This is a genomic window from Sporanaerobium hydrogeniformans, assembly GCF_002735925.1.
GTDB lineage: Bacteria > Bacillota > Clostridia > Lachnospirales > Cellulosilyticaceae > Sporanaerobium > Sporanaerobium hydrogeniformans.
This window is the reverse complement of the sequence record NZ_PEDL01000026.1, coordinates 1-14,438: the sequence shown is the minus strand read 5'-3', so window position 1 is coordinate 14,438 and position 14,438 is coordinate 1. Positions and strand designations below refer to the sequence as shown.

The window sequence follows — 14,438 nt, the reverse complement described above, 5'->3', positions numbered from 1 at the left end:
CTCCATATTTTTAATAGTGCACATCAATCAAATGAAAAGTAATAGTGCTATTGCTCCAGCCTAAATCAAAAGGTACTAACAACCTATCGGTATTATGACAGGTTACCAGTGGATAACCTTTAGAGTCTAAGCCTGTAACTGTGGAAATGTGTACAATTTTTCCTTTTTTCTCATAGGCTACAAAGTCACCAGGGCGAAGCTCGTAACAAGCCTTGTAAATTTGACCATAGCTACCTTTGGCTATATAAGAAGCTCTACCACTATGCACCATATAATTCTTAAAGGCTTGTGCATTGACCCATGCTTTGGTACCTTCTCTATCTGAATAGTTCCAAGCACCAGTTTTTTTGAATTTACCACCTTCGTGGAGGATTTGAGATGCAAAGTTAGCACAATCGCCACCATCAGGATTGAAGTTTTTGTAATCCTTATTATATTTAAAGAGATAGTTGTCGTCTGTACTTACTCCACAATAGCGATGCGCATAATCAATGGCACGTTGCGTGCGTTCATCGGGTGTATAGTTTGGTGCTTTATGGGAAGCAATATAAGCTTTTACCTCATCTGATTTAAGGTTATTAAGATTAAGTGAATCAGCAAAAGGGTCTGTATACCATTCTTTTGTAATAATGAATTGATCACCCTCCTGTTTAAGATTAATATAGTGAGAGGTTCCTAGGCGAAAACGATTACTGACATCCGGTGTGTCTAAATAATTATAGCTAAATTCAGTAGAAGCAAAAAAAAGGATACCAAATAGTCCGGGTTCTTTTTCTTTAATTTTACGGATTTTAATGACAGATTGAATCCCATTAAAAGTAATCCCCTGCTTTTCAGACCAATTTTTGAAGTATTTAATTTTTTGTTCTTCACTTTCATAAGCCCAAAGGCTTACTTTAAGCTTTAAATTGTAAAAAGGCTGCAAAGATTTAGCGTCCAGATTGAGAATACATTTATTACGGGTAGCAAAAAGGTTTTGCAGTATTTCTTGAAATTGGTTTTTTAATTCATCCTCAGATAAAGGTGTAGGAGCTGGTATAACTTGCTCGTTCGTTTTTAGAAGTTCGCTAGTAATATAATAAGCATGGTCTTCGGATGCTGCCCAAGTAACCAGTGGACAGGTTAATAATAAACATACTATAAGTAAGAGATTTTTTTTCAAGTATTTCACAGTGTTATCCCCTTTAATTCAAAAATTTAGTCATACTATATTCTGTACCAACTTGAAAATAATATAAGTGGAAATTTTGGATGAAAGGCATGAGTAGTTTAAAAAAAGTGATAAAATACGAGAATAATAACAGCGTAAGTAGAGGTAGGGACTTTTTTTATAAAATAGGGTATGATAAAATAGAAAATAAATACAGAAATAGCTTGAAATAAGAGAGAGAACTTGAAGATAAAAGAAAGGTAAGATGAGAGTGAACACAATTAGTGTGATTGTCCCTATCTACAATGCAGAAAAATATTTAGAAAAATGTTTAGATAGCTTAATAGCTCAAACCTATAAAGAACTTGAGATTATCCTTATAAATGATGGCTCAAAAGACAATAGCTTAACAATATGTGAGTGCTATAAAGAAGCAGACCCACGTATTAAAGTCATTAATAAAGTCAATGAAGGAGTTTCGGTTGCCAGAAATACAGGAATAGAAGTAGCTACAGGTGAATACATTGGTTTTGTAGACCCAGATGATTGGGTAGAACCAGAGATGTATGAGACACTTTATAAGCGTTTACAAAACTCAGACTATCCCATTTGTTTATGCAATTATTTTAAAGACAATAAAAGAGCAAGTACACCTAAGCTGTTTGAATTTGAGGAAGCCTGTCTTGAACATGATCAAATTATAGATAAACTGATTACCAATATGATAGGAATAGAAGATATTACCCCTAAATATATCTATGTTATGGGAAGTGTTTGGCGAGGACTTTACCGTAAGAGCTTTATAGATGAGCAAAATCTTCGGTTTAAGAAAGGTATTTCTATTATGGAAGACCTTATTTTTATGGTACAAGCACTATTAAGTACAGAAGGAATGTGTATAGAGCATAGTGTACAATATCACTATGTCAAAAATCCTAAATCTGTTTTGCATAGCTATAACAAAAATATGTGGATAGATCAAGTAAAAGTTCACAATACTTTAGAAGAAATTGTTATAGCAGCAGGTTTAGAAGAAAAAATGCGAAATCGCCTAGACTTACGCTATATTAGTATGGCCTTTAGTAGTATTTTTAATGAGGCAAATATTTCGGGTAAAGCTAAACTTAAGAATCGAGCAGAAACCATTAAACAAATTTGTACAGATGATAAGCTTAAGATTGTTATGGATCGTGTGAAATTTATTCAGAAGCCTAATGTACAGGTTAAGATAAGTGAGCTAAAAGAATTCATTAATGAAAAGTGGCCACGTAGAAATACCTCTTCGTCTTAAAAGAAGTCAATAAGGAATGCATCAAAAGCACGTAAAGTAGGAATAAGAACTTACTTTGCGTCTTTTGGTGGTTAAAATGAAAAGAGTGAAGCTAAAAATGATGTGTTAGGGTATTTAACATTAGTTTGGAAGTTACTTGAAGAATTACGAAATATATTGAAAATATTATAGATACAATTAAAGGCTAAGTGCTATGATGGGGTTAATTGATTTATAATACGAGGGGGAAAGAGTATGACACTTGGAATAGGTATTGATACGGGAGGAACATATACAGATGCTGTGATTTATGATTTTGATAAAAGAGAAATTGTTGCCAAAGGAAAAGCTTTGACAACTAAAGAAAATTTGGAAATTGGGATTGGAAATGCAATAGATAGGTTACCACCTCATTTAGTAAAAGCAACGACTATACTTTCACTTTCTACAACACTTGCAACCAATGCTTGTGTAGAAAACAAAGGTGGCAGGGCAAAGCTTGTTTTGATTGGCACTTCATACAAATTGCTTGAACGTATTGATGCAAAAACAAAATACGGACTTGCTAACGAGGATGTATTTTGTATAGATATCCCAATTAGTTTAGAGGGAGAAATTATTGACAATCCTAATTGGGAATATATAACTAAAAATCAAGGTAAATGGTTTTCAGATGCACAAGCATTGGCTGTTGCACAGGTAAATGCATTAAAAAATGGTGCTATTTGTGAAAAAATGGCAAAGGAAAAATTGACTGCAAAATATAAAGTTCCTTTTGTTATGGCAAGTGAACTTGCAAATGATCTTAATGTAATGGAACGTGGTGCCACTGCACTCCTCAATGCTAGATTGTTACCTATCATTGAGAAATTTATAATTGCAGTAAAAAATGTACTGCAAGAAAGACAACTTCATATGAAAAGAATGATTGTGCGGAGTGATGGCAGTTTAATGTCGGATGAAGTTGCTTTAATCCATCCTGTTAAAACAATTTTAAGTGGACCAGCTGCTAGCATTATAGGCGGCAGAGGATTAGCTGACGGTGAAAATAGTTTAATTATAGATATGGGTGGTACCACAACAGATATTTCAATAGTAAAAAATAATGAACCAGCTGTGACAGATGGCATTAGTATAGGGGGATTTAAAACTCAAATTAAAGGGGTTTTTATTGACACCTTTGGTTTAGGTGGAGATAGTAGAGTGACAATAGAAAACCATAAGCTAGTGTTGAATACAAGGAGAGTACAACCATTATGTGTGGCGGCCATAGATTATCCTCAAATTAAAGAGGAACTAAAAAAATTGATAGCCAGCAATAAAACAAGCACATTTCCACTTTATGAGTTTTTATATCTTGCAAAAAAACCTCAAGACTTGCAGTATTATAGTTCAAATGAGATTAATTTGATCAAAAAGTTAAAAGAACGTCCCATTATGCTAGGGAGTGGAGAAATCGATTTATACAATGTGAATAGTGAGCGCTTAGAAGACGAAGGAATTATAATGCGATGTGGACTTACACCCACTGATATTATGCACATTAAGGGGGATTTCGACAAGTATGACAACAGCGCCTCTATTTTGGGTGCTAAATATCTTTTGAAGATGTTGCCTGATTACAAAGAAGATAACATGGATCTAAATAGGCTCTGTGATGATATTTATGATTTGGTTTGCAGAAAACTTTATGAAAATATAGTCAGGGTCATGTTAACAAACAAACATCCGAAAATGTTTAAAAAGGGTATAAGTAATCAACTTCTCGAATTGATTCAGCAAAGCTGGTATGACACTTCAAATAAAGATTTTTTTGGTTTGCATTTTGATACTCAAGCTACACTGGTTGGTATTGGGGCACCTATTCATATTTTTCTACCTAAGGTGGCTCATGCACTTGGTACAGAGTGTATTATCCCCAAATACGCTGAGGTGGCCAATGCAGTTGGTGCAATCATTGCTGATATTTCAGCTTCCTCTAAAATTTCCATTTCACCTAATTACACACCCGATGGAATTACAAGTTACACGGTTTATGCTACTAATGGAAATAAAGTATTTGATACCATAGAAGAAGCAATAGAGTTTGCAAAATCATCTGCACAGAATAAGGCTATTTTTGATGCTAAAAAACGAGGAGCATTGGGAGAACTGGATATAGATATTAAAGTAATCCCTAAAATTGCTTATTCTAAAAAAGGTACATCTATTGATTTAGGTACAACAGTAGTGGCAAGTGTAACAGGAAGAATTTAAAAAGGTTTATAAGTTTTTAGAGTAATCAAGCAACCTAAGAAAGAAGGCACTAAAAGACTTTACAACAAGGAAGTGCCTCGGTATAATAAAAGAAGCGTACTTAAGAAACACTTAATGTATGATGGCACACGGTTTGGGATAAAATGATAAGGAAAAAAGACCCTTTCGTCCTAAGATTTAGGGCGAGAGGTTTTTGCTTTTTATCCTTTATAAAAGCTTAGAAAGTACTTAAGCTGGAAAACTTTTATATAAAACTTATAAGCTACAGATACAAAAATACTTTATAATCAATTTAAATACAAAGGAAAAGAGGTCGAATCATGAGTTTAGAAAAATTAGCTGATGTTATTTTTCCAGACATTCAAAGAACACCTGAGGAATATAAAGCATTATACCCAAAAAGAACATTAAAGGAGGGGGCTAAGGTTACACGTTATGCACCCAGTCCAACAGGATTTCAACATATTGGAGGAGTTTTTGCAGCACTTGTAAGTGAACGTATAGCTACTCAAAGTGGAGGGGTATTCTATCTGCGTATTGAGGACACCGATCAAAAAAGAGAAGTAGAGGGTGCCATTGCTGATACCATTCAAACGATGCATAACTTTGGCATGGACTTTGATGAGGGAATGACAGGTGAGAATTCTTCAGTAGGAAATTATGGTCCTTATCGTCAAAGTGAAAGGGAAGAGATTTATAAAACTTTTGCAAAAGACCTCGTTAAAAAAGGCTTAGCCTATCCCTGCTTTTGCACGCCAGAAGAATTAGAAGCTATGCGTGAAAAACAAATGGCTGAAAAAGTAACACCAGGTTGCTATGGAGAGTATGCTATTTATCGCAATCTTTCATCAGAAGAGGCCCTTGCTAAGATTGAAAAGGGAGATAAATATATCCTTCGTTTAAAATCACCAGGAAATCCAGAAAACCGTATTTATTTTACGGATTTAATTAAGGGAGAAACTTCTTTTCCAGAAAACAATCAAGACATTGTTATTATCAAAGCAGATGGACTTCCAACCTATCACTTTGCTCATGCCATTGATGATGCTCTTATGGGAACGACTACTGTTATTCGTGGAGAAGAATGGCTTTCCTCTCTTCCTATCCATGTACAACTTTTTGAAGTACTTGGTTTTGAAAGGCCGGAGTATGCCCATATTCCAAATGTCATGAAATTAGAGGGGGATTCTAAACGTAAGCTTTCTAAACGTAAAGATCCAGAAAGTGCTGTAACCTACTATAAAGAAGAAGGTTATCCAAAGGCTTCGGTAGTAGAGTATCTCTTAAATATTATTAATTCATCCTTTGAAGAATGGCGTATGGAAAATCCAAAAGCAGACTATCATGACTATCCAGTAGCTCTTAACAAGATGAGTAAGAGTGGTGCACTTTTTGATATCATTAAATTAAATGATGTCAGTAAAGATGTGATTTGTAAAATGCCTGCCCATGAGGTATATGAACTTTATACACAGTGGGCGAAAGAATATGACGAAGAGATGTATGAGCTTGTAACCAGTCAAGCTGACTTAGCAAAAGCTATTTTTGCCATTGATAAAGACGGCCCTAAACCACGTAAGGACTATGCAAAATGGTCAGATGTAAAAGAAAAAATTTGTTATTTCTTTAAACCACTTTTCAATAAGGAAACAATAGAAACGTTAGAGTTACCTAAAAACATGACATTAGAGGAAGCAAAGCGTATCATTGAAACCTATACGAAAGCATACGTTTATGATACCACTGCAGAGGAATGGTTTGAAGAATTAAAGACTGTAGCAATAGGCTTAGGCTATACTGCAGACCGTAAAGCTTTTAAAAAGGACCCAACTGCTTTCAAAGGCATGGTTTCAGATGTAGCAGGTGTTGTAAGAGCAGCACTTACTCATCGTACGAATACACCTGATTTATATACGATTATGCATATTTTAGGAGAAGAAGCTGTTAGAGAACGCTTTACACAATTTTTAAGTTTATAAAGACTAAAGAGGAGTCTCCCTTACTTAGACAAGAAGGGAGACTCCTCTTTTTTTACCTATTTAAATAATGCACATACCCCACCCTCGTACGGGTAGATATGGAATCTACCCCTACCGCACCCCCCTCGTAGGGGCAGATTCCATATCTGTCCGTAACCCCATACTATTACCTATTCACCCAAATGTTATGAAAAGATAAATAATAATATTTGGAGGGCTTGGATTTCATTTATTTAATAGGAAATGTGAATTTAAGCTAATAGAGTCATTTGAGTTTGGGACGATATGGAATCGTCCCCTACGTTAGGTAAAAAGACGTGGTATTATTTAAAGTTTATTTTCTTAGAGGTAGGTAGTATAATGAGAAAAATGAGTCCAGTTAAAATAACTATTTAGGAAAATGTGTGAAAGAGGGGACAGCAATGGAATACAAAAGAGAGGACATTCCTTTTAGACCAGAATATAAAGAGTTAGAAACGAGAAGTGAGAAGACCATTCTTCTTATTTATAAAAAAAATCATATGCTTTTATTAAAAGCAAGAAAAAATGTAGAAGCGCCTGATGAAAAGGAGCATCCCGAATTAAAAAAAGGAATAAAAGAAAAATTTTTTATGGGTTATTTTAGGGAAGTGCCTTGCTACTGTACAGAGTGGCAAGAAAAAGTACCGATACCGGAAGCATTTGAGTGGGTCTACTTAAATGATGCTTCATGGATAGGAGATAAAAATTTCTTTTTTACTTGTGTAAGAGGAAGAACTTTTTTAAACTGGCACCATGCGAGTCGCTTTTGTGGATACTGTGGGGAGCAAACTACTTTTAAGGAAGATGAACGGGCAAAACGCTGTTTAGGTTGTGGCAATGTGAGTTATCCGCATATTGCACCAGCGATTATTGTAGGTGTTACAAAAGGAGATAAGCTTTTACTTGCTCATAATGCAAATTTTCCAGAAGGACTCTATAGTATTATTGCAGGTTATGTGGAACAAGGTGAAAGCTTGGAGCAGGCAGTAAGGCGCGAGGTAGAAGAAGAAGTCGGCATAAAGGTGAAAAATATTAAGTATTATGGAAGTACACCTTGGTATAATGGTGATTCTCTTATGTTAGGTTTTACCGCTGAATATGAGAGTGGTGAAATTACAGTGGATCATGAGGAAATAGTAGATGCCAATTGGTACGATAAAGATAATTTCCCTATTTTACCCTCACCTATATCTATTGCTCATCAGATCATTACGGATTTGTTAGGTCTATCAAAGTAAAGGGGAAATGGTGTGGAGGCTAGGGAAGGTTAGAACACAAGAAGAGTATGGTCTAGAAATCTTAACGTTAGGCATACTATGGGTTTGTTATGGAGGTTATGCCATAGGATGCGATAAAAGCATGAAGTGGCTACTTAAATGTGTTATAACCTTAAGAAATTAGCAATTTTTTGGAGAAGAGCAAAAGTGTGGTACAAACACAGATGTAACTTTTTGGATTTTTTAGAAAAAATTAGAGAACTTAGTTAAGTTTTTAGGAAAATGAGTGAGAAGCACCTAGAGTTATTTATTCCTGAAGTAGTAAATTATAGGAAAAAGGTAATAAGGGTACATAGAGGAAAAGAAGACTATCTTTTTTGTCAGCACCATTCATTAGAGTGTACATTAAGTTGCCCTATTTGCAAAGTAAAGAAAATAACTGAGACCTCTAGTGTACATACTTTTATTGTACACCTTGAGTTGGAGTTTTATTAAAAAGAGAAAAAAGGACAAAAGGAAATAGGTCTTATTAATGTTTAATTTTTTTGTTTCTTATTTTATTTTCATAACTTGTATAAAGGAAATAAGCAACTAAAGCAAAGAGTATAGGTCCACCGCCTGTTAAAAGGCTGTCTATCAAGTTATTATTTGTAAGAGCAGGTTCAATAATGGAGAAAATATTAGCTAGACCTATTGTGACTGTAACAATAATAGAGGTGATTAGTGCCCAAGTGTAGGTGGTATATATTTCAAATGGGCGATAAATACTGGCTTTTTTCTTAAAAAAAGGAAAGGCAATAGATAAGAACATATAAGGAATAGTCATAGCTACATTAGTCATAGTAACGAGTTTGTTAAAGAAGGCTGATGCATTTTCACCACCAAAGGAAACGAGTAGGATAAGAAGGCTTACTACAAGAGATTGAACAATCATAGCATGAACAGGCATATCATTTTTGATAACAGTCCAGCTTTTAGGCCAAAGTGCGGCAGGTGTTCCTTCTATAAGTTGTTTAAGGGGAGAGTAAATCAAGGTAAAGAAAGCACCCGTTAAGGCAAGGAACATAGCAAGTCCAGCAAATCGAGCAATCCATGCACCTATTATAAGTGCTGTAGCTTGAGAAATACCAAGACCTTTAGCTAATTCATAACCTAGATTGTTCATAATAATATAGGTAACATTGGCAGTATTTACACTAGGAAGTGATAAAATATTTTGCCAGTTAATAAAGATACCAATCATAAAAATTCCAAGAGAATAACCAATAGAAATAATGATAGCAGAAATGGCAACTCCCTTTGGAAAGGTCTTTTCTGCTTTTTCAGTTTGATCTACAAGTCCACCTACAGCTTCAATTCCACCATAGGCAAAAAGAGCGTAAGTAAAAAAAGAGAGGATAGAAAGACGGGATTGATACTTAGGGTTAGGTGAAGCAGACAAAGAATGTGCAAGGTGTGTTATAGGTTCAGCAAGACGTCCACCATTAAAGAAGAGAACTAAAAGGCCGCCTACTAAAAGTGCAACATTGAGTAAAGCAACAGCAAAGCCTCCTACAGATGTTACTTTTTTGATACTACTCATCCCACGAGAGGAGATAAAAGTAACCAAATTAATCCATATGATACCTAGAATACCAATGACTTGTGTACTATTAAGTCCCATAAAAGTAAGCTGAGAAGTACGGTCTTCTCCAAAGATAGCATTGGATAAAGGAATCCAAATAGAAGAAGAGACACTTACCTGCCAAACAAGATAGGAAGCATACCACATAAAGGTACCAATAAAGGCATACTTAGCTCCAACAGAACGCTGCATCCAAGAAAAAATACCACCTTTTTCTTGTTTAAAGGCAGCGCCATATTCAGCCAGCATAAAGGCATAAGGGATAAAGAAAGCTAGAGCACCAAGAATATACCAAGGAACAGCAGCATAACCCATGAGGAAGAAGGCACGAGGTATGTTAGCAAAGCCAAAAACTGAAGTAAAGATCATTAGGACAAGTGAATATAAAGTTAATTTTTTAATAGCTTGATTAGACATAATGAGCCTCCCAAATAAAAACTGTGAGAAATATTTATTGAAGCTAGTTATTAGAGTGTACTATTTTTTAAAATTAATTCTTATTTTTAGATAGAAAGTAATAATGAGACTAGAAGTATAGTGCATATAGTAGAAGGGGGACATGTCACAAAAATGCATTTTGAGAAGAGTGCGAAGGGGGAATGAAAATGTTAAAAGAAATGACAAGTGCTTTTCTTCTTGTATTTATGGCAGAAATGGGAGATAAATCACAACTTTTAGCCATGCTATTTGCTTCTAGATATTCTATGAAAGAAGTTTTAGCAGGGGTATTTTTGGGTGTATTATTCAATCATGGGTTGGCAATACTCATTGGTGTTACGTTGGGGAATATTATTTCGATAAGTTGCTTATCTTTTGTTAGTAGTATTGCTTTTCTTTATTTTGCATTTACTTCCCTTCAACAGGAAAAAGAAGAAAATGAAAAAAAAACAGAAACATATAATTGGCCATTTTTGATTGTAACAACAGCTTTCTTTGTAGGTGAGTTAGGTGATAAAACTCAGCTTGCTGCAGTTACTTTAGGAATGGAGGCGAGTTACCCACTTATTGTATTAGCAGGTACGATAAGTGCCATGCTAGTAGTAAGTAGTTTAGGTATTTTAATAGGTGGTAAAATGGGAAAGCTTATTTCGCCTTTGCTGATTAGGATTTTTTCAGCGTCTCTCTTCTTTGTATTTGGCATGCTAAAATTAATTTCGTTACTTAGGGTAAAGACAGATTTTAATACGATGCTTATTATAGGTGCACTCCTTATTGCACTGTTTTTATGGACATTAGGAGAGATGCTCCACAAAAGTAAATCTTCTTCTTTGTGGATACAGGATGAAAGTTTGTAAAAAATGATTGTTAAATAAACTACAAAAGTTTACAAATATGTTAAAATTTATCTATTTCATAGTCTATAAATATTGATTATAATATGAGAGTGTTTAGGAAAGAATAGGTTAAAAAGATTCTTTCCTTAAGTTCATTAATTTAAATAAAGAAAGAGGAAACAACATGACAACATTCACAATAAAACTAAATAATCCAACAGGTTTACATGCTAGACCAGCTACACTTGTTTGTAAAGAAGCTTCAACTTTTAAATCGAATATTACATTAAAGTATGAAGATAAACAAGGTAATGCAAAAAGTTTAATAGCTATCCTTGCATTAGGGATTCCGGCTGATGCTGATGTAGAAGTAGTAGCAGAAGGTGAAGACGAAGAAATAGCTGCAAAAAAAATTGCAGAATTTATTGCGTCCATTAAAGAAGCTTAATTCAATTTGAGGAGGAATGTTTCGTGAAAAAAGGCATTGCTGCATCAAAGGGATATGCTATTGGAAAGGTATTTTTGTATGAGGAGCAAGAGGTGATTATTACAAATGATTTAGTTAATGATACCTCAGTAGAAATGGAGAAGCTTACTCATGCAATAAAGCTTACAAAAAAGCAATTAGAACAGATTAAAGAAAAAGCAAAGGCTTCTTTAGGAGAAGATGAGGCAGCTGTATTCGAAGCACATCTACTTATTTTAGAGGATCCTGAGTATATAGATTCTATACAAAATGAAATTAAAGACAATAAAGCGAATAGTCTTCATGCCATAGAAAGTGTGACAAAGGGATTAGTTGCCCTTTTTGAAGCAATTGATGACCCTTATCTAAGAGAAAGAGCAGCAGATATAAAAGATGTTTCAAGAAGGCTTCTTGCCAATTTAGCAGGTCATACCATTGGACTAGAGATTAATGAGCCAGAAACAATTGTGATTGCTCATGATTTGACTCCTTCTGATACAGCTCAACTAGATAAAGAAAAAGTAGTGGGCTTTTTAACCAATATTGGTGGTAGAACTTCTCACTCTGCTATTATGGCTAGAACATTAGAAATTCCAGCTGTGGTAGGCTTGAAGGATATAACCTCTTGTGTACAGAATGGTGATACAGTGATTATAGATGGTACAGAAGGTTTGGTTATCATTAACCCAGACGAAGCTACTATTAGGACATATAGAGACAAGCAAATAGCTTTTAAAGAAAATCAAAAACAACTTAAAAAATTAAAAGATGTACAGGTAGTAACTAAAGAAGGGAAAAAAATAGAAGTATGTGGTAACATTGGTAAGCCAGAAGATGTACTTCAAGTGCTAGAATATGGTGGAGATGGCATTGGGCTCTTTAGGACAGAATTCTTATACATGGATAGAGAACAAGCACCTACTGAGGAAGAGCAATTTGAAAGCTATAAATTTGTGCTTGAAAAAATGGAAGGCAAAAAAGTAGTTATCCGTACCCTTGATATAGGAGGAGATAAAACCTTACCCTATTTACCACTTCCAATAGAAATGAATCCTTTTTTAGGGTATAGAGCTATTAGACTTTGTCTCGACCAAATAGAAATTTTTAAGGTGCAGATACGTGCATTACTTAGAGCTTCTGTTTATGGTCAATTAGCAGTGATGTTCCCAATGATATCAGGCATTGAAGAATTTAAACAAGCTATGGAGATTGTGGAGCTATGCAAGAAAGAACTTGAAAAAGAAGGTCGAAGCTATTCAGAGGCTGTTGAATGGGGAATCATGATAGAAATTCCAGCAGCAGCGGTTATGGCAGATGAACTGGCTAAGCATGTCGATTTCTTCTCTATTGGAACGAATGACCTTATTCAATATACTTTAGCAGCAGATCGAATGAGTGAAAAGGTTTCCTATCTTTATAATCCATTACACCCAGCAGTTTTACGTCTTATTAAAATGACGATAGACGGTGCTCATAGTCAAGGGAAGTGGGTAGGGATGTGCGGTGAAATGGCGGGAGATGAAGAGGCAATCCCAACTCTTTTAGAATATGGATTAGATGAGTTTTCCATGAGTGCTACTTCTATTTTAGGCGCTAAGAAAAAGCTTCTAGAAAACTAATAGCTTATAAAAGTAAAAATTTGTTAATAAGTAAAACGGACTCTATTTTATAGGGTCTGTTTTTTATTAGTCTATTAATGAAGCAGAGGTCTATTATAGATATAAAAAGCCCCTATAGTTATTTAGTAACTATAGAGGATTAAAATACGTAAGTATTATCTTTAAGAGTTTTTTAGCAGAAAATGAATACCTATTTGATGGTAGAAATACCTTTTACTTTTTCAAGACCTATAATAAGTAGTCCGCCTGTAATAAATAAGAGAATATTAAAATTATCAAGACTCATAGGAGGTTGAGGAGTTTCTAGTGTAGTAGGTCCCATACAAACAGCATAAAGTGAACCAAGCATCAAACCTAATATAAAATAAATCATCTGAGTACGGTAATGTGCTAGAAGGTAGCGGATACCGCGTATAGTTAAAATAATTCCTCCTAAAATACCTAATCCAAAACAAAAAAGTAATGGAAAGACATTAAAATTAAAAGTTAAAAGCTGTTTTACGGCATTGACTACAGGTACATATAGACCGAATATAAGTAGCAAGGTAGAACCAGAAATACCGGGAAGCACCATAGCTGAAATAGCTATCATACCTGCAAAAAAAACATAAATGGCAAGAGGGAAGGAGAATTGATGAAGTGTAATACTACTTCCACCACCAGTAGGATTAAAATAAGTAATAAGTACGACAAGGACAATACCTAATATAGAAAAAATAAGACCACGATAGTTTTTAGCAAGTGTTTTTCTTTCTTCATTAGCAATAAGAGGGATTGAAAAAAGAATAAAACCAATGAATAAAGAACTGATACCATAAATCTGCTCTTCAAAAAGTGAAGCAAGAATAAATATAGAAAGAACCATACCAACAATCCAACCAAGGCCTAATTTAAATAAGAAGAAGAGAGATTTTTTCTTTTCTTCTAAAGAATGATTAGATACTAAAGTATTAAGAGAGTCGATAAACTCATCATAGAAGCCCATAATAAATGCAATGGAGCCACCAGATACTCCGGGTACACTATCGGCAAGAGCCATAAAGAAACCACGGATAAACTGAATAATATACATTATAATTCACCTCGTTATAGAACAAATATTTTTTCTATCATATCATAAAATAGAAAAAGAAGTTAGGCGTAAAAAAAAATTATAAAAAGTTTTATGAAAGGTGTTGACATATGTAGATTACTCGTGTAATATTATACAAGTCGTCACCAATAAGTGGCAACAGATAATTTTACTTTTAAATAGAGTAAACCAATAATGAACTTTGAAAACAAAATAGTAACCATAAAACCAGTCGATTCATGAACTTAATTTTAAGTTCAGTGAGTACTATAAAGTACTAAGTAATAAGTCAGCAACTTAGGTTGCATGGACAAACTTTTTTATGAGAGTTTGATCCTGGCTCAGGATGAACGCTGGCGGCGTGCTTAACACATGCAAGTCGAACGAAGCTAAGGGAGCTTGCTCCCAAAGCTTAGTGGCGGACGGGTGAGTAACGCGTGGGTAACCTGCCCTATAGAGGGGGATAACGTTCGGAAACGAACGCTAATAC

At 34.6% G+C, this 14,438-nt stretch carries 10 protein-coding genes and 1 rRNA gene; 8 read left to right on the top strand and 3 right to left on the bottom strand.

The features are described 5' to 3' along the window. Window positions 1-10: 10 nt before the first annotated feature. The gene (locus CS063_RS15385) at window positions 11-1,171 is read right to left on the bottom strand and encodes an amidase domain-containing protein (RefSeq protein ID WP_308415540.1); all 1,161 of its coding nucleotides are present in this window, start codon (window positions 1,169-1,171) and stop codon (window positions 11-13) included. Window positions 1,172-1,415: 244 nt separating this feature from the next. Here CS063_RS15385 and CS063_RS15380 point away from each other — a divergent pair, with 244 nt between their 5' ends. The 4 genes from CS063_RS15380 (at window position 1,416) to nudC (ending at window position 7,914) form a co-directional block, all read left to right on the top strand. Next, window positions 1,416-2,441, top strand: a complete 1,026-nt coding sequence (locus CS063_RS15380; RefSeq protein ID WP_308415539.1) for a glycosyltransferase — start codon at window positions 1,416-1,418, stop codon at window positions 2,439-2,441. A 234-nt stretch (window positions 2,442-2,675) separates the two neighbouring features. Beyond that, window positions 2,676-4,676, top strand: coding sequence for a hydantoinase/oxoprolinase family protein (locus CS063_RS15375; protein WP_099450581.1), 2,001 nt, complete (start codon window positions 2,676-2,678; stop codon window positions 4,674-4,676). A gap of 320 nt (window positions 4,677-4,996) precedes the next feature. Further along, window positions 4,997-6,655: a glutamate--tRNA ligase gene (gene gltX, locus CS063_RS15370; protein ID WP_099450580.1), complete on the top strand. Its 1,659-nt coding sequence runs from the start codon at window positions 4,997-4,999 to the stop codon at window positions 6,653-6,655. 422 nt (window positions 6,656-7,077) lie between these two features. Beyond that, complete coding sequence (nudC, locus tag CS063_RS15365; RefSeq protein ID WP_099450579.1) at window positions 7,078-7,914, top strand: NAD(+) diphosphatase; 837 nt, start codon at window positions 7,078-7,080, stop codon at window positions 7,912-7,914. A gap of 508 nt (window positions 7,915-8,422) precedes the next feature. Here the strand turns inward: nudC and yjeM are convergent. Next, window positions 8,423-9,934: a glutamate/gamma-aminobutyrate family transporter YjeM gene (gene yjeM, locus CS063_RS15360; protein ID WP_099450578.1), complete on the bottom strand. Its 1,512-nt coding sequence runs from the start codon at window positions 9,932-9,934 to the stop codon at window positions 8,423-8,425. Window positions 9,935-10,122: 188 nt separating this feature from the next. Here yjeM and CS063_RS15355 point away from each other — a divergent pair, with 188 nt between their 5' ends. The 3 genes from CS063_RS15355 (at window position 10,123) to ptsP (ending at window position 12,876) form a co-directional block, all read left to right on the top strand. Then, window positions 10,123-10,812, top strand: coding sequence for a TMEM165/GDT1 family protein (locus tag CS063_RS15355; protein ID WP_180270826.1), 690 nt, complete (start codon window positions 10,123-10,125; stop codon window positions 10,810-10,812). Between the two features lie 163 nt (window positions 10,813-10,975). After that, window positions 10,976-11,239 (top strand): HPr family phosphocarrier protein, encoded by a 264-nt coding sequence (locus CS063_RS15350; protein ID WP_099450576.1) that lies wholly within the window; start codon window positions 10,976-10,978, stop codon window positions 11,237-11,239. Window positions 11,240-11,262: 23 nt separating this feature from the next. Continuing rightward, window positions 11,263-12,876, top strand: a complete 1,614-nt coding sequence (gene ptsP, locus CS063_RS15345) for a phosphoenolpyruvate--protein phosphotransferase (RefSeq protein WP_099450575.1) — start codon at window positions 11,263-11,265, stop codon at window positions 12,874-12,876. A 190-nt stretch (window positions 12,877-13,066) separates the two neighbouring features. Here ptsP and CS063_RS15340 read toward each other — a convergent pair whose 3' ends face one another. Then, complete coding sequence (locus tag CS063_RS15340) at window positions 13,067-13,948, bottom strand: DUF368 domain-containing protein (RefSeq protein ID WP_099450574.1); 882 nt, start codon at window positions 13,946-13,948, stop codon at window positions 13,067-13,069. A gap of 318 nt (window positions 13,949-14,266) precedes the next feature. On the opposite strand from CS063_RS15340, the gene CS063_RS15335 reads away from it, so the two are divergent. After that, window positions 14,267-14,438 (top strand): 16S ribosomal RNA (locus CS063_RS15335); the annotation flags it as partial.

What these genes read in the sequence shown, in the direction of transcription:
- nudC (WP_099450579.1), top strand. Translation starts at nt 7,078, where the DNA reads ATGGAATACAAAAGAGAGGACATTCCTTTTAGACCAGAATATAAAGAG.
- CS063_RS15355 (WP_180270826.1), top strand. Translation starts at nt 10,123, where the DNA reads ATGTTAAAAGAAATGACAAGTGCTTTTCTTCTTGTATTTATGGCAGAA.
- gltX (WP_099450580.1), top strand. Translation starts at nt 4,997, where the DNA reads ATGAGTTTAGAAAAATTAGCTGATGTTATTTTTCCAGACATTCAAAGA.
- CS063_RS15350 (WP_099450576.1), top strand. Translation starts at nt 10,976, where the DNA reads ATGACAACATTCACAATAAAACTAAATAATCCAACAGGTTTACATGCT.
- CS063_RS15380 (WP_308415539.1), top strand. Translation starts at nt 1,416, where the DNA reads ATGAGAGTGAACACAATTAGTGTGATTGTCCCTATCTACAATGCAGAA.
- CS063_RS15375 (WP_099450581.1), top strand. Translation starts at nt 2,676, where the DNA reads ATGACACTTGGAATAGGTATTGATACGGGAGGAACATATACAGATGCT.
- CS063_RS15340 (WP_099450574.1), bottom strand. Translation starts at nt 13,948, where the DNA reads ATGTATATTATTCAGTTTATCCGTGGTTTCTTTATGGCTCTTGCCGAT.
- yjeM (WP_099450578.1), bottom strand. Translation starts at nt 9,934, where the DNA reads ATGTCTAATCAAGCTATTAAAAAATTAACTTTATATTCACTTGTCCTA.